Here is a 22,067-nt window from a genome sequence, read left to right on the forward strand (position 1 = left end):
CAATTTCTATTTTGCTGGCATTTTCTCTTTCATTTCCCATTTTATCACAAAAAAAGTTAAAATATATATAATTGTAAGACTAGAAAACTTATTCGCACCCATTAAAGCTAAATTTTTTATCATTAGTGGAATCATCATCAATATAGTTATCAGAATCGTTATTTGAAGAGGTCTGGCAATATTCATCGAAAAAAGTATCACTTATTTTTTGAGATTCTTGAATTGCAGAATGATAGGTATCCAAATAAGCGGACATATTGCTTTTTACTGATTCTGATGAATCAGAAATTGTGAATGCTAAAATAAATACGCATAATTCCGAAGATTCAATTTGAAGACTTAATTCTAAGAATGTAAATTGGATAGATTGTTCATCTAAAATTTGAAAATATGTGTTTTTTACCCCTTGTTCCCACTCTGATAATGATGAATCAGATGATCCGAGCAAAAAGATGCAAAAATAACTACTTTGATCAACTGTAAATAGCATTTTTCCAATATCCTTTTCTCCAACATAGAATTGTAAAATTGATACAAATGTATCTTCTTTCCTGTCAATAGATGAAAAAGTGACTTTTTTTCTTATTGCAAAAGTTAAATTCCCAAAAAAATATCTAGATAAGGAAAATGATTTACATTGCTCATCGGGGATTTCGGGTTGGGGTGGTTGAAAATACTTTTCAAGCATTTAATAAAGCAACACAATTATTGATGGATTTTATTGAACTTGATGTTCAACTTTCACAAGATAAAGTGCTATATATTCTCCATGATGCACGATTAGATCGTACTATGAATGCAAGCGGAGAATTATCACAATGGAACAGCCAAGAATTAGATAAAATTAGATCGAAGGATGGAAAATGGCCAATTCCACGTTTATCAACATTATTTGATAAATTTGAGCATAAATCAGTTCTTTTTCCTAATTTAATGATAGAATTGAAGAGAAAGGGAACAGGTATACAAACAGCTAAAATGATTAAAGAAAAAAAATTATCATCTAAAATAGTATTCAGCGGTCGTTCTTTACCAGAATTACAAGATGCACATTTAATTTGTCCAGATGTGCCAATATGCCTAAATATCACCAAATGTAAAGAATTTCCTCTTGATCAATTATATAATATTAATTCACAAAAACACCTACCTTTACCTTTCAAGATGATTTCTTTAAAATCCCAACTTATTGATTCAGAGAAATTTATTAATAAATGCCATTCTCTGCAAATTCAAGCACTTTCATGGAATTTTATTGATTATTCCAATCCAATCGAAGTAATGAAGCAACTTATGAAATGGAAAATCGATGGTATCTTATTTGATGATCCAAAAACAGTTATGCCTATTAGATCTTTGGAAGACCAGGAAAGATCAAAATCTTAAATGAAAATATGAAAATATTAAAAAGTGGCATCATTAATGTGAATTCAACAAACCTTCTTTCGAAAACAAGTCATGAATTGAATCCATCCTAGTTTTCAGTCGATCTTCAATTATCTGGATAAATGCAAGCATCATTTGCTCACCTTCCAGCCCAATATCTTTACTCACTTTATAATGGAGCTTTTTAAAATCGTGTTTTCGTTTTTCCATATAAGTATACATAATTTTATCCATCGCACCATTTTTTCCAATGAAACCACGTAATAATCCCATCAATCCAAGACGATCTAAAGTATCTGCATCATATACTGCTTTTTCCTCTGGTGTTTCAGGTGGAATCATTGATGTTGGAGTATGTCGAATCACAACACGGCAGATTGCATCCCGAAGTTCAGAATCAATTTTTAACCCATCTAAAAATTCTTCTGCTAGTGCACCTCCAAAAAGTCCATGAATGTGGGAAAATACATTATTTGTCTTTCCAATATCATGTAATAATGCCCCTGCACTTAAAATGAAGGGATCAACAGGCTCTTTAATTTCTTTCCCAATTTGAATTGCATATTTACACACACTTAATACATGAGCATAATCATGTGAATTTGATTCAGCATGTGCAGAACGCACAAAATTCTGCAATTTAAGAAGAATTGCTGTTTCTTCTTTTGTTAATTGTCGAGTAAAAACCATTTTAATTACCTTCTAATTATTAATACTATATAGAAGAGTCAACCTTAATGATCTTTGCTATATTATATAATATTTATTTGCGAGATTTTTCATCATTGCGCAAATTTCTCTAACGTTTTGAAAAATATTGATAAATCTTGATTAATATTGAATAAAGGATGATCGATATGAATTTCATATTTCTACTTACAAAAGTTATCAATTCATTCTTTTAGTTGATAAAAATACAAAGTTCTTTGAGATACCAAATTTGGTTCACTTTTTTAGCGAAATGTTTATTAACATGAATCTCCTTCTAGTTGTTCAATGCAACCAATTTCGAGCTTGTCAAAGGTAGATTTACTTCACCGTGCAAAATCCTTCTACTTTTCATTAGGAGTTGAAGATGGTGCATCTTCATTATGTCGCTGGAATTTTAAGTATGGCCTCGCAAAAATTCATTATGCGCAGGAACAACTCGGAAAAGAACCAAATGCCACATTTATATCGACACCCGATGAAACAATTTCTCGAAATAAGATTAGATGGCAAAATGGATATGGTTATGGTGGTAAATTAACTTGGGGAGATAACAAAGATCCTTTAATCTTTATTGATACAAAACCAAATGCTTGTGGAATGTTAGTGGGTGGTTTGGAAACTTTACCAGAACCAAGTGAAATCATCCAAAATATTAACAAAATTATTCAAAAAGAAGTATTTATAGATAATATCCAAATTCAATGGGATTTTAAAAAAGGAAACCACTTTATTGATATTTTTGAAATTGAGAAAAACTATTCAGAATCTACAAAATATCCAAATTATATGTTCGTTATCCATGGTTCAGTGCCAGAATTACGGCAAAAAACAGAAAAAGGACCTGGTTTATATTATGATAAATCTCCCGATTTAAGAAATATATGTAAAAAAATAGAAACACCCTTTGGACCAATTCTCTATCTTGATGGAACAGATGCAAAGGATTTTATGGAATTTTTCAAATATGCCCATTGGTATGCCGCAGAAAAGCGTAAAAAAGCCGCAGAAATGCTTTTTGGAAAAATAGAAGTAATATCTAACCCCATGCATCAAGGATTAATTTCTTATGGAGAATTACTATTAGGATCTCAACATATAACAGAAGATCCAAAGAAATTATTTCCAGTGGCGTTACGATCCGATCTACCAATGTATATTGTTAGTGCATTACCAAATCTAAACTCAGAACAGATTGTGAATTTAGGATTTGAAGAACGAGCGAAAAAAAATAACGTTTATCATCATCTGGCTAATTTTAATGTTGTTCCTCACGGTGGTGGCTATCTTCTCTCTCATATTAATAGGGTTACCGATGTCCTCGAAATTGATGGTATGCGATATTTTATATGCGAGCAAGAAAATGAAGAAGCAATTACCATATTCAGCGATGTAGCTGAAACCCAATTTTCATATCGTGGTAAAAAAGTTGTCAATAAAATTGAAGATTTGCAATTGGGAAAGATAGAATTAAAATTAAAACCAAAATTTGTGCTCAAAATTTAATTTTTTACTTTTTTATCAATCTTCAAAACAAATATAGAATTTTTTCTTTTGCTAATTTTTTGTGATAGAAAACAGAAAAATTAAAATTCAAAATGCCTTGAACAACTCAATGATTCCTAAATATGTGTTCTTCACGAAAGGAGTAGGCCGTGCAAAAAAATCACTCCAATCCTTTGAAGCAGCATTACGAGATGCGGGGATCTCAACATTAAACTTAGTACAAGTATCATCAATTTTGCCCCCAAATTGTCAAGAGATACCCCGAGAACAAGGATTAAGCATGTTAAAACCAGGTCAAATTGTTTACCTAGTTCTCGCAAAACACAGTTCAAATGAAAAAAACCGCCTAATCTCAGCTTCTATTGGTGTAGCTCAACCAAAAGATGAGAATCATTATGGTTATTTAAGTGAACATCATTCTTTTGGGCAAGATGAAGAAACCGCCAGTGATTTTGCTGAAGATTTAGCTGCAAGTATGCTGGCTTCGACTTTGGGAATTCCATTTGATCCAGATGAAGCATATGATAAACGTCGTGAAATTTTTCTTATGAGTGATAAAATTGTTAAAACGATGTCCCATACAGCTACAGCTGTTGTCGAAAAAGATGGTGAATTTACCACAGTATTATCAGCAGCAGTTTTCATTCTCTAATTTTAAAAACTCAAATATAGATTTTCTTATTCTTTTTTATATTCATAATAATTTTATTTTCAGGTGAAAAATATGCAAAAAGATCATTTTTTACATAAAAAAATACACCCATATAATCCCAATTCAGTCAAATCAGTCGAAGATGCACTGGTTAATCTTCAGACTTGTTCTTTCCAAGGACGAAACTTAGGTAATGCATTAGAAGTACTTACTAAAATGACGAAAACACAAAACTGTCTCAAAGTTCTTACTTTAGCTGGTGCAATGATTCCTGCAGGAATGGAGGAAATAATAAATCAAGGTATTGAATTGGGCGTATTTAATGCCATTGTAACCACTGGAGCAAATTTAATTCATTCAATAGTTAATGTTTTTGATCCAGAACCAATGCACCAAGGTCACTTCATTGGATCAGAATTCGTTAATGATCATGAACTATATACACATAGAATTAATCGAATTTATGATACGTTTTTACCTGAAAGTGGATATGCATTAGCTGAAGATGGATTATTAGAAATAATCAAATCTCATTTTAATCCAGGAGAAAAGATCATTCTAACACCTTCAGCGTTCTTAAAATTTCTTGGAGAAAAATTACCAGGAAGAAGTTTTATTTCAATAGCTGCGCAACATAATGTACCAATTTATTGTGGAGCACTTTCTGATTCAGAATTAGGATTAAATCTGGTGAAATATCGAAAACGAAAAGACTATCAGATCATTATAGATGAATTAGGAGATATTCCAATCTTTGCTGAAAATATTAAAAAGCATGAAAAATCAGGTTCAATTATTTTAGGAGGAGGAGTTCCGCGTAATTGGGCTCAACAGATATTTCCATTCTTAGATCAGATGCGATTAACAGAAGAAGATCGAGTCTATGACGGATACAATTTTAGTGTAAGATTTCATACAGCCACACAGTATGATGGAGGATTATCAGGTTGTACCATTTCTGAAAGCATTTCATGGGGAAAATATGCAGTTAATGCAGCTCACCAGAGTATTTGGGTCGATAGTACCATAGGTTTCCCATTAGTAATGACAGCACTATTTCAACGCATAAAAAAAAAAGGTTGATTAACTTTCTAAAAAAATAAAATTTTATAGAACGAATTCTATTATTACGATAAGCACTTGAGGAGAGAATTTGAGAGTGGCACGAAAGAATCTTTCTACCAGCAAGTCGCGTAAAAACGGGAAAAAGCAAAGGAACAATCCAAAATATCACCCAAAACGAAAAAATAAAACAACATTTCACAGTCCTGAAGGACATATGGGATTTGAAAATTTATACGATTCAGAAGGATTTATACCTGAATTTAATAAAGATTTGGGATATTTTGACGATGATCCCACAATTGTTCCTGAAAAAGTCATTACTTACGAAGAAAAAATGCGATTAGAAAAAATAAAATTACTCCACCAGAAAAAGAAAGCAATGGCAAAGGAAAAAGGGAAAGGAAAATCAAGATCGGTGGATATAAAACAAGTTGAATTAGATTTTTAGATTTTGTTTATTTTAAATTTTTAAAAATTTGCTTCTTTGTTTTTATTTTTGTTTTTTTTTATTTTTTTAACTCTTTTCGGATAATATAATTAGATTTTGGCGATTTTTAGGCAATATTTCAATTGTAAGAAAAATTCCAGCCATTATTAATGTACCTCCAACAATAATTTGCCATGTTAATTCCTCGTTTCCAATAATCACTGCAAAAAATGCCCCAAAAATGGGTTCTAAAGCAAAGACTATTGCAGCCTGAGTGGCAGAAACCATTTTTTGCCCTTTCATTTGAAATAAAGTTGCAGCTGAAGTAGCAATAAGGCCCATATATAAAATATACCACCCAAATGGAGGTTGTACTAATGAAATCAAAGAAAGGGTAAACTTTGAAAATGAGTTTTCAAAAATAAAAGAAGCGATAAAAGAAAAACAGGAAAGAAAAGCCAGTTGAAAAGCACTAAAAGCAATTAAATCTACATGAGGTAATTTCTTTTCTAAGTATAAAATATACAACGCATAAAAAATATCACACAGAAATACTAAAAAATCTCCAAATTCAAATCTATTAAGACCAGATAGCGACATTAAAGAAATTCCAATCAACGCTAACAACGTGCTAATCCATATGATTTTTCGAACTTTTTGTCTATATATGAGTGCTGCAAAAATAGGAACCATTATCACATTTAATCCTGTAATGAAAGCAGATTTTGCTGCAGTTGTTAATTGAATTCCTATAGTTTGTAAAGCAAATGATGCCCATAATAAACTGCTAGCTTTAAGTGTGATCTTCCAAAACTCAAGATTAGTTTGTCGAAAATGGTGAAAGAAGGGTAAAAAAACTAAAAACCCAATTAAATAGCGAATGGCCATATAAAACATTGGTGAAACATACTGAGTAATCTGATTTGTAATAGTAAATGTAGATCCCCAAAGGATAGTGGTAATAAGAAGAAAGATTATCCCAAGATATGAAGGAAAGCGCGAAGAATTTCCCGCACTTGATTCTGTATTTGAATTAACTACAGTTCGAGGAATATTTTCAGCCATTGGCTATGTTAACTCTACATAAAAAAAAAAGTTAATTATTTAATTACTCCTTTTAAAGTAATCAACGTTTAATTTTTTCAGGAAGATAAAAATCATATTTCTGTCTAAGAATTTTTGTTTTTAAGAAACGATCGAATCTTCTTAGGCCTAAATAGAGCTTCCAGATGAATTTATCGTGTTTGTAGTATTTTGCGACTTCTTCTTCAGAGATTGGTTTGATTGCCATTTCAGAGAGATCTTGTGAAATAAATTCATTGATTTGAGCAATCAAAGCAGGAATCAAATCAGGTCGCTGTTCTTTGTAAAAATTGGCAATTAAATCAATGAGTACATCCCGCAAGCAGTAATAACGATCCACTACTTCAGTGGCTAATGATTTTAACATCCATCTAAGAAAACTCGGAGCACTCTTAAGAAACAACGCAACTTCCATAGCTTCTTCCCCTGCTCTTCTAAATAGTGGTGTAGAAGTATCGAGATACTCCACATGAGTACCTTCATTTGATTCGATATAAGCCCAATTTGAAATTTGTCCATCTAGACCGATCTCAATCTGATCTTGGTTTTCTCTATTATAATACCATACTTTTTTAAATTCAGCCAAAATTAAATCAACAATTGGATGCAATTCGTCAGAGGTGATTGTTGCCAATTTTGAGCTAATAACAGTTTCTGGAGGTATTTTCTTCTGAATACAATAAAGTGAAATTTTTGTATGTTTTTCATTCATATAAACCCAAATACTTCTTTGTTCAGGAATGATAAGTCCCACTTTCTCAGTCAAAAGTGAATAATAATCTTGATATGCTTTAATGTGTCGTAGCACTTGTGTTTCACTTTCAAATAGTGGTAGACGCTTAAATGCTAACCCTTTTAATTCTTCAGTAAGGATTTCAAATACAATACTAATTTCGCCGAAGCCCAGCAATTTTATAGGAATTTCGCCCTTCTCGGGATGAACTGTATCTAAAGATCGTTCAAAAAGCTGAAGAATTTCAAATTCTCCTGATTCATTCTGAATTTTGCTTAGATATACTCCCATTTTTCCTTTCATACTCATTACTTATCTCCTCCTTGTTTATTTATGGTTGGAAGCTTTTCAGCAGCAATAGTTAAACGCCGTAGAATTTCAGAAATATCTTCTTCAGTAGAATTTAAAGGTGGCATCAATTTGATTGTTTGCTCATTATTACCGCAATAATCAGCAAAAACACCATTTTGAATCATATAAAGGGTATAACCGATACCAAATCGTTCAGAAATAAATTCTAAACCCCACATCAATCCCCGACCTCTAATTTCTGTTATAATATCTTTTCTACTTTCTTTAATCGACAGCAATCCTTCCTCCAACTGATTACCCCTAACTTTTACATTCTCCAAAAAACCAGGGGCAGTGAGCATCCTTAACATTTTTCGGGTTACATAACAACCCAATTCAGAACCACCTGTAGTAGAAATATGTATAAATGGATCTTCTTCAAAAACAGCTTCAATTTCAGGACGGTAGGAACATGTTGCCATGGGATATAAGCCAGCACTCATTCCTTTGGCTAAAACCATTATATCAGGCTCAACACGTTCTTCGGGATAAATGCCTCCATAGATCCCCCATAATTCACCAGTTCGTCCAAGACCTGCCTGAACTTCATCAGCAATATAGATGGCACCACATTCATCACATCGTTTTCTTATTGCGCTCAAGTATCCTGGTGGAGGAATAAGAATACCACCTGTTGCTGGTATTGTTTCCAAGATTACCGCTGCTGTAGATTCATCAATAGCTTCTAACATTTTATCCAGATCTCCGAACGGTACTCGATGAAAATCGGGAAAATCAAAATGAAATGGACCGCGGAATCGTTCATTTCCCGCCGCCATAGCTAATCCAGTAACCCCATGATAACTACGAATAGCTGAAACAATTTTTTTCCGATTGGTAAATGCACGGGATAATTTAATTGCCAAATCAATAGCTTCCCCACCACCTACGCAAAATTGGGTTTTTGATATATTTCCAGGCAAAATTTGTGCTAAATCACGAGCCAATAATGCCCGTTGTTCACTAATCATGTGATGATCGCCAATATCCAGCCCTTTTTCCAAGCCTTCTTTCAATGCTGCAATCAATTCAGGATTACGATGCCCAAAATTAAATACACCACCACTGGTTCGACAATTAAGCAAATCAATTGGAGGATCTTTCTTTCTGTGTCCTGAAACAGTATATAAATGCAAACCTTCACGACGAGCTTGCACAACCCCTAAACTTAGGCTTTTGAAAAATGTAGCTTTAGGTTTATTCACATACTTAGCATACATGCGAATAATTTCTTTCTGAGATAGATGTTCATCAGTTGTCGGTAGGACATTTTGTTCATTTTTAATATTATTCTCCGACATTTTTTCCATGCTCTTTTGTATTTGAATAGAGAAATTTTTCTCTGTCTTATCACTGTTGATCGTTGATTGCTATAATATCTTCTGTTTCAAAATATCATTTACAGTATTGTCGAGACTAATCTACACTTTTTTCCCCAAGTTTTCTGATTTCTGCATCATCAAAAGTTCATTAAATTTCTCACCACAAATGAATATTTCAATCAATTAATTTTTCAAACATTTTTTTTAGATCTGGTATATTCATTTCAAGATAATCGCCAGGGTTCTTTCCATTTGAATTTGCCATTACAGTCTGGAGTTTTAAACCGAACCGATTTACAAATTGAACATAAACATCATCAAGATGTAGAATTTTCTGTAATGTTAGCAAATCTTCAATTTTCGGTAATGAACCACCCATATCTTTCCTTAACCAATGACCAACTGTATGCTTATATTCAGGTGGAAAGAGATTAGTTAATTCATTCTTCGATAATCCCATATTTTCACGATGAATATTCAGATAATCACAAAACATACTTTGTTTAACTTTATAACATCGTTGCATTGAGAAATATTGTTCAGAAACAGAAGCCCGCGCTCCTGGAGATTGACCCATATTGATTCTTTCTACATCTTTAAACTTTCCATGATAATCCCGTTTTGTTTGTTTTTCAACAATTTTCATTTCTTTTTCTGAAATGATAATCGGTGGTTTTTTATTTTGTTCCAATTTCAATTTTGGAATGGAAAAAATATCACCTTTTCTCCATAATTGTTTATTGCATTTACTACATATTATCTTTTTTCGACTTAAATGATACTTAATTAGTTGTTTATTACAAAATGGACAAGAAAATATAATTTCCGGCGCTTTTTTTGATGGATTAATTATTTCTTCTATACTAATTGAAGAATCTTCCCACCGTACAACCACCCATTTTGGCAATCCATTGGAATACTTCCCAATTTCTTTTATTATAATCCCATTTTGAGGATTTTTCGTAATAGCCCGCGATTTTATGACCTTATACCCTAGAAAATTAATCTTTTTCCAGTTTTCTTCGATTTTATGAAGATGATTAATTCGAATATTATCAATTTGAAATTGATATCTAACCATTTTTGTGTCTTTAACTAAAAAAAAGATCGGAACCCAATCCTTCTTATCTTTTGTAGGGATAACAAGCATATTGCGGATAATCCATCCTTTTGCCTTTGAAATACTATATATTTTTTCAATATCATGATCAGGTAAAATAATAAATAGTAATCCGTCATCATCCAAATTGTCAGAATAATCATTATTAAATAAATTAGGAATAAATTCATTGAATTCCTCCTGCGTTTTCAAGTGTTTTATGATGATAGATTCAGGAATAATATCATCATAAGCGATATTATTAGAAGAAATGGAGATTTTATCGATTATTTTTTTATTTTCATACGGAATAAAATCAATACAAATAATATTCTCTTTTTTAATATTACATCTTTTCATTATTATGCTAACATAATCTGATTTAGCTTCAATCATAATGCTTTTCATTTTGAAGTTATTTCTTTCATTCAAATTTTGTACTGCTTTACATGTCGTACCGGCTCCTGCAAATGGATCTAAAATAGTTGCATTTTTTGGTAATCCTAATTTTAGTAAACTTTCAACAAGTTTTTCAGAAAAAGTCGCCATATGTGCATAAGAAATTGTTTGAAGATTTATTTTTAAGATATTTGAGGAATTATTCAATTTCCTATTCAGACGATAGTAATTATCTGGCATTTTTGCAAAAACAAATACAGGTTCATAAGTGTTTGTAAATCTATTTTTTACACTTGAAGGCATATGATTCGGTTTATACCAGATAATAATATCTTCAAGAATCCATCCTTCTTGAATCATAAAATATGCTAATTTATATGGAATCATACCAAGAGGTTTATTTCCATATTTATTTATGTACTTATCACCAATATTATGGAAAAAAATACCTTTGTTATTGATTTTCTTTCGTAATAAGCTATAAATAGAGAGCATTTTTTCAAAATACTCATCAAGGGTTTTTTCATTTCCAATCTGATTTTCAAATCCATAATTACGCTGTGACCAATAAGGAGGGGAGGTGATTGCGCAATCAATCGAATTATCTTTAATTTTTTTGAGAGAAGCGTAAACATCACCGTAATAGACAATATGTTTAGCCAAAAGGCTTTTATCTGATTTATTTGGTGTTATTGCTTTTTTAGAGAAGCGATCAATTGCCTTAGATTGTTTTGTTATTTTTTCCAATATTCTTTATCACCTAATGAACTAATAATAATTATAATAGTTTCAATTTTCTTTATGTCAAAGTAAAAATAATTGATTTTTTTTAATCATAATCCTTAATGATTATTTTAAAAGATTTTAGTAAACTTATTCGCACAAAGGTTGAGATGTCTTTAATTAAAGATTACTATTCATTTGAATTATAGAACCTTTATATAGAATCAGAATAAAATTTCAAGCACTAAATGAAAAAAGAAGAAAAAAAAACGTAATCCGCCACAATTACAAATATTTAATGGCAAGGTCCATGTCTTCTTTTGCAATCTTTTTGCGTTTTGCGTGTCTGGCAAAACCCAAAGCTTTCTTGGTTAATTTTGTAGCGGTTTTTTCTAAATCTATGATTAAGGCTTCAACAGCGTCACGAGCAACGATGTTGGCGCCACTTTTCTTCATTAATTTTCGAACTGGTGACCATGCGAATGATCTCTTTTTTTTAGCCATAATAATCTCTCCGTTTTACAGATTGCAGTTTTTTGGGGTAAAACATGCATTCTTTCCCCAATATATATTGGCAATCTAATTAATATATTTCAGAATAAGTATTTAAATGTTTGGGAATTTTGGGGTGTTTTGGAGAAGAAGATGAACGGATTTCAGCAGTTCGACAAAAAAAATAGTGATAGGAATTCAAAATTTTCATACATTACCCGGTTAATTTACGATAAGTAATTTAAAATTCAATAGCAAAATAAACATATTTTTTAATGAAATGGAAGAATATTGATGAAAAAGCAATATTCTTAAAAAATATGCACGATAGACTGGCGAGCCGGACATCCAAGATATTAAAAAAAACGCAATAAATAAAGATGAACTATATAAAATCAGTGAAAATAAATGGATTATAACTATGGTCAGAAAAAAAGGTTCCTAAAAATAGTGTTTTTTGAAAGCATTTGAAAGTATGATCAAATGAATAATTAGAAAACTTACACTTAAAAAAAAAAATAATGTAAAAATAGAAAAAAAGAATCTTATGATTTTAGATTAATCAATCAAATCAGATTCCTGTAAATGATTAGCGATACTCCAAATTATAGCTAAGCCACCTAATACAAACAGTGTTAACAACATATTACGTTCTACTGCTTTACCAATGATTGGATTGAGCATAAGCAAAATAACCATCCTAATCATTGAAACAGTGGAAATTGTAGCGGCACATTGCTCTTAAGAAATATTTATTACTGAAGACAACAACCCAGCAAGTATCGAATATCCCCATAAGCAAGAATCCAAGCCCAGTTCCAAATGAAGCCCCTTGAATGATCAATAACTTGGCTTTTTGCCATCCAAGCGCTTCAAACATTCGCTCCAATGGACAGAAAACTGATTAGCCCAATATTTGGGCAAGGATCATCCCAGCATGAATCATTCCGAACCAAGCAACATTCAATGCTAATGACATTACGCGTTTTTGCCAGATCCACAAGATATAATATGTAATAACCGAAAAAACAACTGAATCGGCAATTAATCTTTTCAAGGAAGCATTTTTCCAAAAATTATTTGAACTTTAAGAACAAATGATATCCGATTACTTTAAATATCAGCTCATAATATTCGCATCATGGGTCAATTAGTTATAAGAATTTTGGGAATTTGCGGAGGGGTTCTTTTTCTCATAATCCTAATATTTCTATTTTTGTTCATTTGGCGTAAACCGCCTTTTCAAAATGTCTGTAAACCATTTATATATTTCCCAAAAAAAGGGACATTCAATTATAAAATAAGAGAACGAATGCGTCAAAAAAATTATCCAAAAATCTATACAACAATGGCAGATAAGTACGCTGTCAGAGAATATGTAAAATTAAAAGGTACTAAGGTCAAACTAGCTAAACTTCTTTATGTAACAGACGAACCAGAAACAATTCCTTTCGATCAATTACCGAATGAATATGTTATTAAAGCGAATCATGGTTCAGGTTGGATTATGATCATCAAAAATGGATATGATTTTGTTTCAAAAAAGAAATATACACAAAATGAGATTGTTCAAAAATGTAAAAAATGGTTGAAAATCACTTATGGAAAATTTATTATATTTAATGAACGACATTATTGGCCTATTCAACCAAAAATAGTTATTGAAGAATTAATTCAACCTAATGATGAGGAAGATGTGGTTCCTGTTGATTATAAATTTTATGTATATCATGGAAATGTTCGTTTTATTGAAGTACATACAAAAAGGTATATCAATCACATTCAGAATATTTATACACGTGATTGGGAAAAATTGAATGTAATAATTGGAGAACCAATTAGTCCAGAATTTGATAAAAAACCTTCTAATTTTGATGAACTGGTTATCATTGCAGAAAAATTAGGTGAAGATGTAGATTTTGTGAGAGTTGATTTATTTTCAGTAAATAATGACATATATTTTGGAGAACTTACATTAACACCTGGTTCTGGAACAGCAAAGTTTGTTCCTGAAGAATACGATACTATTTTTGGCCAATATTGGTGAAATGTTCATTTTTTAGAAAATTTTTTTGATAAGTATTTGACTCCAATTAATTCTTAATCTATGATCATAAAATTAACATTAAAAGTAACTATGATAAAATTATCAATCGAGGAATATCTATGAAAAAGCTTTTGATAAAACAACGAGAAAAATCATCACTTTTTCAATTATGGCCAATATTTTTTACATACTCTTTAGTCTCAGTTGTTTATTCAGTAATATTAATTAATATTGTGAATATTTCAGGAATCATCTGGCCTTATACTTCTTTTCATGTTCATGCAATTCAATCAAGTTTAATTCTTTCAGTAAGATCATGGATGTGGGCAATTGCGGGTCTATTTTTCGGTTTATTGGCGGATAGATTCAATCGAAAAATCCTATTTATAATAACAACATCATTTTCTGCTTTCTCATGTATATTATTTGGAATTATTCCTAATTCAAACCATAAAAACTTATGGAATTTCTTTATTATAGCAAGTATCATCGCAGGAATCGGATTGGGAGGCAATTATCCATTAGTCCACAGCATTTCTAGCGATTTTTTGACAGAATCACAACGATCACAATTTTTTGGTATATATTATGCACTCAACCTTATATTAAGTAATGCTGGTATGATCCTTTCTGCAATTGCGTTTAAACATGGATGGTGGCGTATATTTTTCATAATAATTGGTTTACTGTTAGGGGGAAGTATAGTTATTTTGATTGTTTTTCTAAAAGAACCTCCACGCGCACATCATTCTTCGAAAAAATTAGCACACATCTTGAAGAAAGAAAAAATTAACTACAATTATCAACTAAACCGCATGAGTTTTCGACAATCAATCCTTACAACAACAAATATCGTTGCAATCATTGAAGGGATTTTTACATGCATATTATTTGATGTAATTTTATTTTTAATTATACCTTATTTAAAAGAGCCACCAATTAATTTGGATTCAAATAATGTATCAATTTTATTTGTAATTTTTGCTCTACCTGCAATTATTATTTCTGTTGCCTTTTTTGCTCAAAAAGTAGACAGGTGGGCACAGAAAGGGATTAAAATTAGAGTAGATTTTATTATTATTTCTGTTACATTATCTGTTGTGGGTTTGATTGTTGCGTTTTTAACACCATTAGATTATGTTTCAACTGGAGGTCAGATTAATTGGGGAGAAGTATTTAAAAAACCGAGTTTTTGGCTATTTGGAATTATTATTTTTACAATTATTACAGCGAGAGTTCTCTATTTAACCAATCAACCCCCAGTTCTTCAAGCAATCAATCTCCCAGAAGCTCAAGGATTTATTTCGAGTGTAAATCAATTTTTAGAAATTTTTGCTTCAGGACTTGCTCCTTTAGTTGGGGCTGCAGCGTTAAAATATACGAATAATAATTTTCTACTTACAGCTTTAATTTGTTCATCCATTGGAATTCCTGGAATATTTTTATGGATTTATGCCCGAACTAAAATTATTAATGATATTGCAAATATTCAATCAATCTTGGAAAAAAGAGCCGATGTTTTACATCAATCCCCAATAATTGAACCATAATAACTTAAATCTAATAAATCTCAAAAGATTTCCTTAGTGTAGATTAGATTTTTTTTATTTATTATTCTTTTTTTATATGTCTTGATATTTTTACCTTATTTCAAATCAATTTAAAATTAATAAGAATTTGATAAATACTAAGAAAGAAAGAAGTAAAAATAGAAAAAGTGAAGAAATTATAAAAATCATTAATTGAGCTAAAAAAAGAATGTATGTTATTTTATTATTTGTTATTATAATGTTTGATCTACATATAATTCCTTGAATTGTGCTGGAATTACAGCAGGGGCCAGCATTGCGGGAGGAATTTCAATAGTTTTGTTAACATCGTATTTCTGTAATAATTTTACAATATCTTGTCGCATTAAATCAGTAAACCACTTTGAATTTTCATAATTTACTTCAATTCCTTTGGGAGGATATCTTGGTTTTCCTATACGTACGTCAATTTTATCACCAATTTTACACTTATAAGAATTAATTACAACACATGGAACATAAGGAATACCATATTCTAAGCACATTCGCGCAGCACCTGTGTGAAATCGACCCAATTTACCCGTTCGAGTTCGAGTTCCTTCTGGGAAGATACCTACCATTTGACCTTTTTCTAACTTTTCTCTAACTAATCGAATAGCATTTTGATCAGATTGTCCTCGTCTAACAGGGATACAACCTGTTGTTTGCAAAATTGGTCGGAAGAAAGGAGTATAAAAATTCTCAATCTTTGAAAGCCAATGAACTGGGCGATGAACTTGAGAAGCAGATAGGAATGGGTCGAATAAATGACTATGGTTTGCAATAAATATACCTGCTCCAGACATAGGAACATTTGCCACTCCTGTGGTTTTGCCAGGGAATGCTTTACGTTTGAGTATTCTAACTATTTTCCATAAAATCCAATATGTCTGACTGTCTAAATAATCTAATATCCCCAATTTTCGATAAAATGCTCGCAACCATGGAATAAAGTAGTCCAACGGGTTATACCGAATAATGTGTTTGACAAACCTTTTCATTAGCTTACCCATTTGTAATCATCATTGATGTTTAATCAAAAAACCATTTATACAAATATTACTTTGATCAGAACCTTTAAAACCTTTTTTGTTTCATTCCGAGTAGGAAATGTATGATCTCAAATAAGCAAAACGGAATATCATAAATTTTGCAATGTTTTCACATCAAAACAGTTAGTGATTTGTAAAATCTTGTGATCATAATTAAGAATTTTCATGAATTTCTTTCGTACGCAAAAATATTCTGAAAACAGATGATTTTAGATGGATAGAATATATGTAGATAATATGTAGACAATATATAGAAAATATATTTAATTATTTCTAATTTAAAAAATATGAAAATATAGGATAAAATAATGTCAATAATCCCTTAAATTTGGTTGAAAAGCTTTAATTATCAAGAAATCCATAAATAATGCAAGGAAATCCCAGCTGATTGAAATGAATAATCTTAAAAACCAAGATCACTTAGAAAATTCTAGTCCCCACAATCATATTCTGATTAATTCGATCATCAATGCGAATTGTCTTGATATCTTGCCACAAATATCGTCAAATTCAATAGATCTTACAATTACAAGCCCACCTTACGACAATTTACGTGACTATCAAGGATTTCAATTTAATTTTGAATTCATCGCTCAAGAATTATATCGAATAATAAAACCAGGAGGTATTGTAGTTTGGATTATTGGTGATAGCACAATCAATGGTTCTGAGACAGGTAGCTCATTTAAACAAGCATTAGGTTTTATGTCAAAGGGATTTAAACTGCATGATACCATGATTTATCAAAAAAGTGGATTTGCATTTCCTTCCAAGACACGTTATCATCAGATTTTTGAATATATGTTCGTTTTCTCAAAAGGAAAACCTAAAACGTTTAATCCATTAATAGATCGCCCAAATAAATCACAGTATACTTTTTCAAAAAAGAGAAGGAAAAAAGATGGAACAATTTCACATAAAGATGATACATCAAGAATAAAAGTAAATGAATATGGAATGCGTTTCAATATATGGCGATATAAGACAGGTAGAGGACATACAACAGCAGATGCGATTGCTTATGAACATCCAGCGCTGTTTCCTGAAGCATTAGCAAAGGATCATATTCTTTCATGGTCAAATGAAGGTGATTTGATATTAGATCCACTAAATGGTGCAGGAACAACAACAAAAATGGCATATATGCTCAATCGAAGATTTATTGGAATTGATATTTCAGAAAAATATTGTAAAATCGCTTTAGAACGCTTAAATTTGATTAAAGAAAGAATTTCTTCAAAGTTTCCCCAATTTATTTCTCATGTGATAAAATTTGAGATGGTTTAAATTCAATTCATTCATAAAAATGCAAAAAACTCGATAAAAAAAACGTTGAATAAATATAATTGTTTATGAAGGAAATTATTCTAATTCTGAACGGTCAATCTGAACATTACGTTAATGAATTAAGTGGAGGATGGATGGATACTCATCTAGCTGAATTAGGAATAGAACAAGCAATTATCATCAGAAAAAGATTTAAAAAAGAAATAGTTCCAAATAATTTTCAAATTTTTTCATCTAATCTAAAGCGTGATTTACAAACAGCTGAAATTATCAGAAATTATCTCATTTTATTAATTATTATATAAAAGATCTACAAGAAATAAATACCGGACTAATTTACAACATCAAGAATTTAATGAAGGAAAATCTCAATTCTTTGGCATTTGTATTAAATCATTTAATATTCAGATTAGGTTGTATAATAAGTAATAGATTTATTTGCAAAAAAAAGTATATGTTACTTCATGAATTATTCTAAACATGGAGATTTAATCTCGTTACAGAGAATTCGGGAAGAAAATGTTGAAAGTGCTGTATTTAAAGCATTAGAAGATATTCATGCATCCCGACTATTCCCTAAAAAAGGAATGAAAATTCTTATTAAACCGAATGTTCTTTCGGGTAAACCTCCTGAAAGAGCAGTCACCACTCATCCTTTAGTTTTACAAGCTGTCATTCGATGGGTAAAGCAATTTTCTCCTGAGCGGATTATTGTTTGTGACAGCTCTGGTGGAAGAAATCCAGGTTTAACTGAAAAAGCAATGAAAGGTTCTGGAATCAAAGCCCTTTGCGATAAAGAAGGAGTGGAGTGCTTTCCTTTTGAGAAATCACCTCGTAAAACCTATCATGTGCCAAGTCCTTTAGTACTTAGTGAATTCATCAGCAGTTCATTAATTGGCGAAGCAGATCTTATAATAAATGTGCCTAAAATTAAAACCCATGAATTATGTACACTTACATGTTGTATCAAGAATATTTTCGGAACAGTACTTTTAGGTAATAAAGCTAAAATGCACACACTTTTTCCAAGAGTAGATGAATTTACAGCAGCATTAGTCGATATCTATTCAGTGGTAAAACCACAATTAACTGTTATTGATGGATATTATGCTATGGAGGGATTTGGTCCTGCAGCGGGTGATGTAGTTAAATGGGATCTTATTTTGGCAGGATATGATGGATTAGCCTTAGATCGCCTCGTGTGTAAACTTACAGGATTAGATCACAACCAAGTTTTATATCTTGAACATGGAGCAAAAAAAGGAATAGGAACTCTAAATTTAGATAAATTTACTATTAAAGGCGAAACCCCTGAGCAAGTTTATCGAAAATTTAAGCCTCCAAAGAAATTACCACTCGGTCTTCTTAAATTGGTTCCGCGGAAAATTCATAATTATGCTGCTAAAATTCTCTATCGATCTCGTTGGCAGGTATCATCTGAGAAATGTCGTTTGTGTGGTACTTGCTGGCAAAATTGTCCCGTAGAAGCACTCACACCACCTAATGGAAGAGAAATTGGAAAAGATATACCAATTTGGGATGGAAATGCATGCATTACGTGTTATTGTTGCACTGAATTATGTCCATATGAAGCGATCCAATTTAAGGTTCCAATCGTTAGGAATTTCTTATTCTCTAAATTTGGAGCGTTTTTAGTTGGATTCTTGTGCGGATTGGGTATTTTGATAGCTTTACTTACCATTTTCTTATAATTTTTTTAAAAAACCAATAAAATTTCTGAAAAATTTTAAAATTTCAAGTTAACAATGAAAAAAAAACAGAGAAGTAAACAATTAAACTATTGGAATCTAACCGCAGTGGGAAATAGTGGATATTAAACAAGCCAAATCTTATTTTCTCAGACTTTATTGCAAAATCAAATAATCTTCTCTTTAATTATTTAAGATTTTCGAATTTTTCCACATTTACTACATCTTTCTTGTTTACGATCTTCTACCCAATCGATAATTACCCAATCATGAGGTGGACAATCAGGATGAATTGCCTCCTTTAAAATTTCTTCTTTAGATTTTGTGATCTTGGGAATCCGATCTTTAGGAGGGCGTAAATGGACACATTTTTCACAAAATGGGTGAATTTTACTTGTTCTCCATCTTCTACCACATCTATGACAATATCTTTCTTTGTAATATTTATTATGATATTTCTCCCAAATTAATCCACAATCAAAGCAAAAAGGATCTTCTGGATCATATGATATAGCATACCCACAACGAATGCAGTAGGCATTACTTTTAATGATTCTTTTAGAATTCATTTTTATCATTATTCTTTTGTCTCAATATTAAGCTAAGAAATATATAAATTTATAGCGAAATACATTTATGGGATTATTTCAAATGATATAATTCCTTAAAAATCAATTATTCCACGCTATGGCTATGAAATTGGCTAATATCTTGATTTTGTGTGTTTTTTTCTCTGATTTGTACGGTATCTACTTAATTTACAAATTTGATCTATAATTTTAGATTGAAATAAAAAAAATTCTTCCGTATATGATAAAAATCCCAGTAAGTAGATTTAACAAAAAGTTTATAAGATAGTAGATCTAACAATATATAGAACCAACAATATGTAGATTTAACAATTGTTGGGGATGATAATTATGCCTCAAAAAATAAAAACGATCATTTTTTGTGAACCAAAAACTGAAAAGCTGCATATTTACTCAAAGTTTCAGTTGCCACGAATAGGATCAACCCTTTTGGCGACGATCTTACGTGATCTCGGATATATTACCAAAGCATATTATTTAAAAAAAAGTGATTTCTTAGCGTTGAATTTAAAGCCAGATTTGCTTTGTTTATCGACTATTACCACCACTGCCCCATTAGCTTATCAAATAGCTCAAGATTTCCGTAAGCGTGGTATTACAACTGTAATTGGTGGGCCTCATGTCACTGCACTTCCTGAAGAAGCATTGAAATACTGCGACTTTGTAATCCGAGGTGAAGGAGAAATCCCACTTCCTGCTTTGGTGCAAGCACTTAATGAAAATAAACCATTAAAAGATGTTCCCGGACTTTCTTGGAAAGATGGAGAAATCATACAACATAATGCACTCCCACCACCAATTGAAGATTTGGATTCACTTCCTTTTCCAGATTATAATCTTCTCGATACAGGTGGAGTAAAAATGAACGGAATTTCACTTAAACCTACAATACCATTTCAAACATCTCGAGGGTGTCCATTTGATTGTAAATTTTGTTCAGTAACCGCCATGTTTGGAAGGAAATATCGTTATCGTTCAGTAGAAAATGTCATTGAAGAAATGAAACAGTATGATCCTAAAAAAAATATCATTTTCTTTTATGATGATAATTTTTCTGCTAATAAATCCCGTACTAAAAAACTTCTCCGGGAGATTATATCCCATAAAAAGGTGTTTGGGGGAACATTTTCATGGAGTACGCAAGTGCGTGTTGACATTGCTAAAGATCCAGAATTATTAGATTTAATGAAAGAAGCAGGATGTGTGACGTTGTACATTGGTTTTGAATCCATCAACCCAGATGCTCTAAAAGAGATGAAAAAACATCAATCTGTTAAAGATATTAAGTGGGCAATCAAAGAAATTAACAAACGTAATATTATGATTCATGGAATGTTTGTACTTGGTTTTGATTCTGATTCAAAAGAAACAATTAAAGCTACCGTAAAATTTGCAATTAAACAAAAAATCGGAACAGCACAATTTCTCATTTTAACACCATTACCTGGGACGGAGTTTTATTTCGAAATGAAGAATTCTAATCGTTGGATAGATAATTACTGGCAGGAATTCGATACTCACCATGTAAAATTTATTCCAAAAAATTTTACGCTTTGGGATTTACAACAGATGCAAATTTGGGCACATGGAAGATTTTACAGATATAGATATGTCTTCAACAAACTATTTCATGGAAAGATCACAGAATTTTTAGTTGGAATCTATGCAAATCATCTGAATCGACGTTGGCAAGTTTGGGAGAAGAAATATTTGAATGGATTACAACATATAAGTGCAGTAAAAAAATATAACCACCATCAGCTTATAGCGGGTTAATTAACTACTGAAAATTTTGATTTAAAAATGTTTTTCAATCTTTTTTTTATCCATTTTTTATCATCTTTTTAATTTGAAAGAAGGAAATGCTA

23 protein-coding genes are annotated in these 22,067 nt (G+C 31.2%); 11 read left to right on the forward strand and 12 right to left on the reverse strand.

The window, feature by feature from the left end:
• Window positions 1-88 precede the first annotated feature (88 nt).
• Entirely contained in the window at window positions 89-688 is a 600-nt protein-coding gene (locus ACXLDF_RS16150; RefSeq protein ID WP_457559582.1) for a hypothetical protein, read from the reverse strand.
• On the opposite strand from ACXLDF_RS16150, the gene ACXLDF_RS16155 reads away from it, so the two are divergent.
• Complete coding sequence (locus ACXLDF_RS16155; protein WP_457559583.1) at window positions 664-1,386, forward strand: glycerophosphodiester phosphodiesterase; 723 nt, start codon at window positions 664-666, stop codon at window positions 1,384-1,386. The two genes, ACXLDF_RS16150 and ACXLDF_RS16155, sit on opposite strands and share 25 nt — an antisense overlap.
• Before the next feature lie 33 nt (window positions 1,387-1,419).
• Here the strand turns inward: ACXLDF_RS16155 and ACXLDF_RS16160 are convergent, their stop codons facing one another.
• Window positions 1,420-2,076, reverse strand: a complete 657-nt coding sequence (locus tag ACXLDF_RS16160) for an HD domain-containing protein (protein ID WP_457559584.1) — start codon at window positions 2,074-2,076, stop codon at window positions 1,420-1,422.
• Window positions 2,077-2,382: 306 nt separating this feature from the next.
• Here ACXLDF_RS16160 and ACXLDF_RS16165 point away from each other — a divergent pair, with 306 nt between their 5' ends.
• The 4 genes from ACXLDF_RS16165 (at window position 2,383) to ACXLDF_RS16180 (ending at window position 5,765) form a co-directional block, all read left to right on the forward strand.
• Window positions 2,383-3,600 (forward strand): hypothetical protein, encoded by a 1,218-nt coding sequence (locus tag ACXLDF_RS16165; protein ID WP_457559585.1) that lies wholly within the window; start codon window positions 2,383-2,385, stop codon window positions 3,598-3,600.
• 109 nt (window positions 3,601-3,709) lie between these two features.
• Window positions 3,710-4,252, forward strand: coding sequence for a pyruvoyl-dependent arginine decarboxylase (locus ACXLDF_RS16170; RefSeq protein ID WP_457559586.1), 543 nt, complete (start codon window positions 3,710-3,712; stop codon window positions 4,250-4,252).
• Window positions 4,253-4,324: 72 nt separating this feature from the next.
• The gene (locus ACXLDF_RS16175) at window positions 4,325-5,335 is read left to right on the forward strand and encodes a deoxyhypusine synthase family protein (RefSeq protein ID WP_457559587.1); all 1,011 of its coding nucleotides are present in this window, start codon (window positions 4,325-4,327) and stop codon (window positions 5,333-5,335) included.
• A 76-nt stretch (window positions 5,336-5,411) separates the two neighbouring features.
• On the forward strand, window positions 5,412-5,765 hold the full coding sequence (locus ACXLDF_RS16180; protein WP_457559588.1) for a hypothetical protein: 354 nt from the start codon (window positions 5,412-5,414) through the stop codon (window positions 5,763-5,765).
• 66 nt (window positions 5,766-5,831) lie between these two features.
• On the opposite strand, the gene ACXLDF_RS16185 is transcribed toward ACXLDF_RS16180, so the two are convergent.
• The 8 genes from ACXLDF_RS16185 to ACXLDF_RS16220 form a co-directional block, all read right to left on the reverse strand.
• Entirely contained in the window at window positions 5,832-6,809 is a 978-nt protein-coding gene (locus tag ACXLDF_RS16185) for a DMT family transporter (RefSeq protein WP_457559589.1), read from the reverse strand.
• A gap of 61 nt (window positions 6,810-6,870) precedes the next feature.
• Complete coding sequence (locus ACXLDF_RS16190) at window positions 6,871-7,869, reverse strand: DUF6206 family protein (RefSeq protein WP_457559590.1); 999 nt, start codon at window positions 7,867-7,869, stop codon at window positions 6,871-6,873.
• On the reverse strand, window positions 7,869-9,212 hold the full coding sequence (locus tag ACXLDF_RS16195; protein ID WP_457559591.1) for a class-III pyridoxal-phosphate-dependent aminotransferase: 1,344 nt from the start codon (window positions 9,210-9,212) through the stop codon (window positions 7,869-7,871). The genes ACXLDF_RS16190 and ACXLDF_RS16195 overlap by 1 nt, the downstream gene beginning before the upstream one ends.
• A gap of 196 nt (window positions 9,213-9,408) precedes the next feature.
• A complete protein-coding gene (locus ACXLDF_RS16200) occupies window positions 9,409-11,478 on the reverse strand; it encodes a DNA-methyltransferase (RefSeq protein ID WP_457559592.1) in 2,070 nt (689 codons plus the stop codon).
• A 261-nt stretch (window positions 11,479-11,739) separates the two neighbouring features.
• Window positions 11,740-11,958 carry a histone gene (locus tag ACXLDF_RS16205; RefSeq protein ID WP_457559593.1) on the reverse strand — a complete coding sequence of 73 codons (219 nt, stop codon included), beginning with the start codon at window positions 11,956-11,958 and terminating at the stop codon, window positions 11,740-11,742.
• A gap of 546 nt (window positions 11,959-12,504) precedes the next feature.
• On the reverse strand, window positions 12,505-12,630 hold the full coding sequence (locus ACXLDF_RS16210; RefSeq protein WP_457559594.1) for a hypothetical protein: 126 nt from the start codon (window positions 12,628-12,630) through the stop codon (window positions 12,505-12,507).
• 16 nt (window positions 12,631-12,646) lie between these two features.
• Complete coding sequence (locus tag ACXLDF_RS16215; RefSeq protein WP_457559595.1) at window positions 12,647-12,826, reverse strand: hypothetical protein; 180 nt, start codon at window positions 12,824-12,826, stop codon at window positions 12,647-12,649.
• A 24-nt stretch (window positions 12,827-12,850) separates the two neighbouring features.
• The gene (locus tag ACXLDF_RS16220) at window positions 12,851-13,003 is read right to left on the reverse strand and encodes a hypothetical protein (protein ID WP_457559596.1); all 153 of its coding nucleotides are present in this window, start codon (window positions 13,001-13,003) and stop codon (window positions 12,851-12,853) included.
• An 84-nt stretch (window positions 13,004-13,087) separates the two neighbouring features.
• Here ACXLDF_RS16220 and ACXLDF_RS16225 point away from each other — a divergent pair, with 84 nt between their 5' ends.
• A complete protein-coding gene (locus tag ACXLDF_RS16225; RefSeq protein WP_457559597.1) occupies window positions 13,088-13,993 on the forward strand; it encodes an ATP-grasp fold amidoligase family protein in 906 nt (301 codons plus the stop codon).
• Between the two features lie 119 nt (window positions 13,994-14,112).
• Window positions 14,113-15,543, forward strand: a complete 1,431-nt coding sequence (locus ACXLDF_RS16230; RefSeq protein WP_457559598.1) for an MFS transporter — start codon at window positions 14,113-14,115, stop codon at window positions 15,541-15,543.
• 233 nt (window positions 15,544-15,776) lie between these two features.
• On the opposite strand, the gene ACXLDF_RS16235 is transcribed toward ACXLDF_RS16230, so the two are convergent.
• The gene (locus ACXLDF_RS16235; RefSeq protein ID WP_457559599.1) at window positions 15,777-16,574 is read right to left on the reverse strand and encodes a lysophospholipid acyltransferase family protein; all 798 of its coding nucleotides are present in this window, start codon (window positions 16,572-16,574) and stop codon (window positions 15,777-15,779) included.
• A gap of 432 nt (window positions 16,575-17,006) precedes the next feature.
• Between ACXLDF_RS16235 and ACXLDF_RS16240 the strand changes: the two genes are divergently transcribed.
• The 3 genes from ACXLDF_RS16240 (at window position 17,007) to ACXLDF_RS16250 (ending at window position 19,612) form a co-directional block, all read left to right on the forward strand.
• Window positions 17,007-17,900 carry a DNA-methyltransferase gene (locus ACXLDF_RS16240; protein WP_457559600.1) on the forward strand — a complete coding sequence of 298 codons (894 nt, stop codon included), beginning with the start codon at window positions 17,007-17,009 and terminating at the stop codon, window positions 17,898-17,900.
• A 65-nt stretch (window positions 17,901-17,965) separates the two neighbouring features.
• Window positions 17,966-18,205 (forward strand): phosphoglycerate mutase family protein, encoded by a 240-nt coding sequence (locus ACXLDF_RS16245; protein ID WP_457559601.1) that lies wholly within the window; start codon window positions 17,966-17,968, stop codon window positions 18,203-18,205.
• Window positions 18,206-18,364: 159 nt separating this feature from the next.
• Complete coding sequence (locus ACXLDF_RS16250) at window positions 18,365-19,612, forward strand: DUF362 domain-containing protein (RefSeq protein ID WP_457559602.1); 1,248 nt, start codon at window positions 18,365-18,367, stop codon at window positions 19,610-19,612.
• A 188-nt stretch (window positions 19,613-19,800) separates the two neighbouring features.
• Here ACXLDF_RS16250 and ACXLDF_RS16255 read toward each other — a convergent pair whose 3' ends face one another.
• On the reverse strand, window positions 19,801-20,178 hold the full coding sequence (locus ACXLDF_RS16255) for a hypothetical protein (RefSeq protein ID WP_457559603.1): 378 nt from the start codon (window positions 20,176-20,178) through the stop codon (window positions 19,801-19,803).
• 351 nt (window positions 20,179-20,529) lie between these two features.
• On the opposite strand from ACXLDF_RS16255, the gene ACXLDF_RS16260 reads away from it, so the two are divergent.
• A complete protein-coding gene (locus ACXLDF_RS16260) occupies window positions 20,530-21,975 on the forward strand; it encodes a B12-binding domain-containing radical SAM protein (RefSeq protein WP_457559604.1) in 1,446 nt (481 codons plus the stop codon).
• Window positions 21,976-22,067: the final 92 nt, after the last annotated feature.

The organism is Candidatus Harpocratesius sp., from assembly GCF_054039255.1.

Excerpts from the sequence above, each read along its gene's own strand:
- ACXLDF_RS16260 (WP_457559604.1), top strand. The coding sequence starts at position 20,530 with ATGCCTCAAAAAATAAAAACGATCATTTTTTGTGAACCAAAAACTGAA.
- ACXLDF_RS16235 (WP_457559599.1), bottom strand. The coding sequence starts at position 16,574 with ATGGGTAAGCTAATGAAAAGGTTTGTCAAACACATTATTCGGTATAAC.
- ACXLDF_RS16245 (WP_457559601.1), top strand. The coding sequence starts at position 17,966 with ATGAAGGAAATTATTCTAATTCTGAACGGTCAATCTGAACATTACGTT.
- ACXLDF_RS16195 (WP_457559591.1), bottom strand. The coding sequence starts at position 9,212 with ATGTCGGAGAATAATATTAAAAATGAACAAAATGTCCTACCGACAACT.
- ACXLDF_RS16150 (WP_457559582.1), bottom strand. The coding sequence starts at position 688 with ATGCTTGAAAAGTATTTTCAACCACCCCAACCCGAAATCCCCGATGAG.
- ACXLDF_RS16185 (WP_457559589.1), bottom strand. The coding sequence starts at position 6,809 with ATGGCTGAAAATATTCCTCGAACTGTAGTTAATTCAAATACAGAATCA.
- ACXLDF_RS16250 (WP_457559602.1), top strand. The coding sequence starts at position 18,365 with ATGAATTATTCTAAACATGGAGATTTAATCTCGTTACAGAGAATTCGG.
- ACXLDF_RS16170 (WP_457559586.1), top strand. The coding sequence starts at position 3,710 with ATGATTCCTAAATATGTGTTCTTCACGAAAGGAGTAGGCCGTGCAAAA.
- ACXLDF_RS16255 (WP_457559603.1), bottom strand. The coding sequence starts at position 20,178 with ATGAATTCTAAAAGAATCATTAAAAGTAATGCCTACTGCATTCGTTGT.
- ACXLDF_RS16160 (WP_457559584.1), bottom strand. The coding sequence starts at position 2,076 with ATGGTTTTTACTCGACAATTAACAAAAGAAGAAACAGCAATTCTTCTT.
- ACXLDF_RS16215 (WP_457559595.1), bottom strand. The coding sequence starts at position 12,826 with ATGTTTGAAGCGCTTGGATGGCAAAAAGCCAAGTTATTGATCATTCAA.
- ACXLDF_RS16190 (WP_457559590.1), bottom strand. The coding sequence starts at position 7,869 with ATGAGTATGAAAGGAAAAATGGGAGTATATCTAAGCAAAATTCAGAAT.
- ACXLDF_RS16240 (WP_457559600.1), top strand. The coding sequence starts at position 17,007 with ATGAATAATCTTAAAAACCAAGATCACTTAGAAAATTCTAGTCCCCAC.
- ACXLDF_RS16230 (WP_457559598.1), top strand. The coding sequence starts at position 14,113 with ATGAAAAAGCTTTTGATAAAACAACGAGAAAAATCATCACTTTTTCAA.
- ACXLDF_RS16210 (WP_457559594.1), bottom strand. The coding sequence starts at position 12,630 with ATGCTCAATCCAATCATTGGTAAAGCAGTAGAACGTAATATGTTGTTA.
- ACXLDF_RS16205 (WP_457559593.1), bottom strand. The coding sequence starts at position 11,958 with ATGGCTAAAAAAAAGAGATCATTCGCATGGTCACCAGTTCGAAAATTA.
- ACXLDF_RS16165 (WP_457559585.1), top strand. The coding sequence starts at position 2,383 with ATGCAACCAATTTCGAGCTTGTCAAAGGTAGATTTACTTCACCGTGCA.
- ACXLDF_RS16225 (WP_457559597.1), top strand. The coding sequence starts at position 13,088 with ATGGGTCAATTAGTTATAAGAATTTTGGGAATTTGCGGAGGGGTTCTT.
- ACXLDF_RS16175 (WP_457559587.1), top strand. The coding sequence starts at position 4,325 with ATGCAAAAAGATCATTTTTTACATAAAAAAATACACCCATATAATCCC.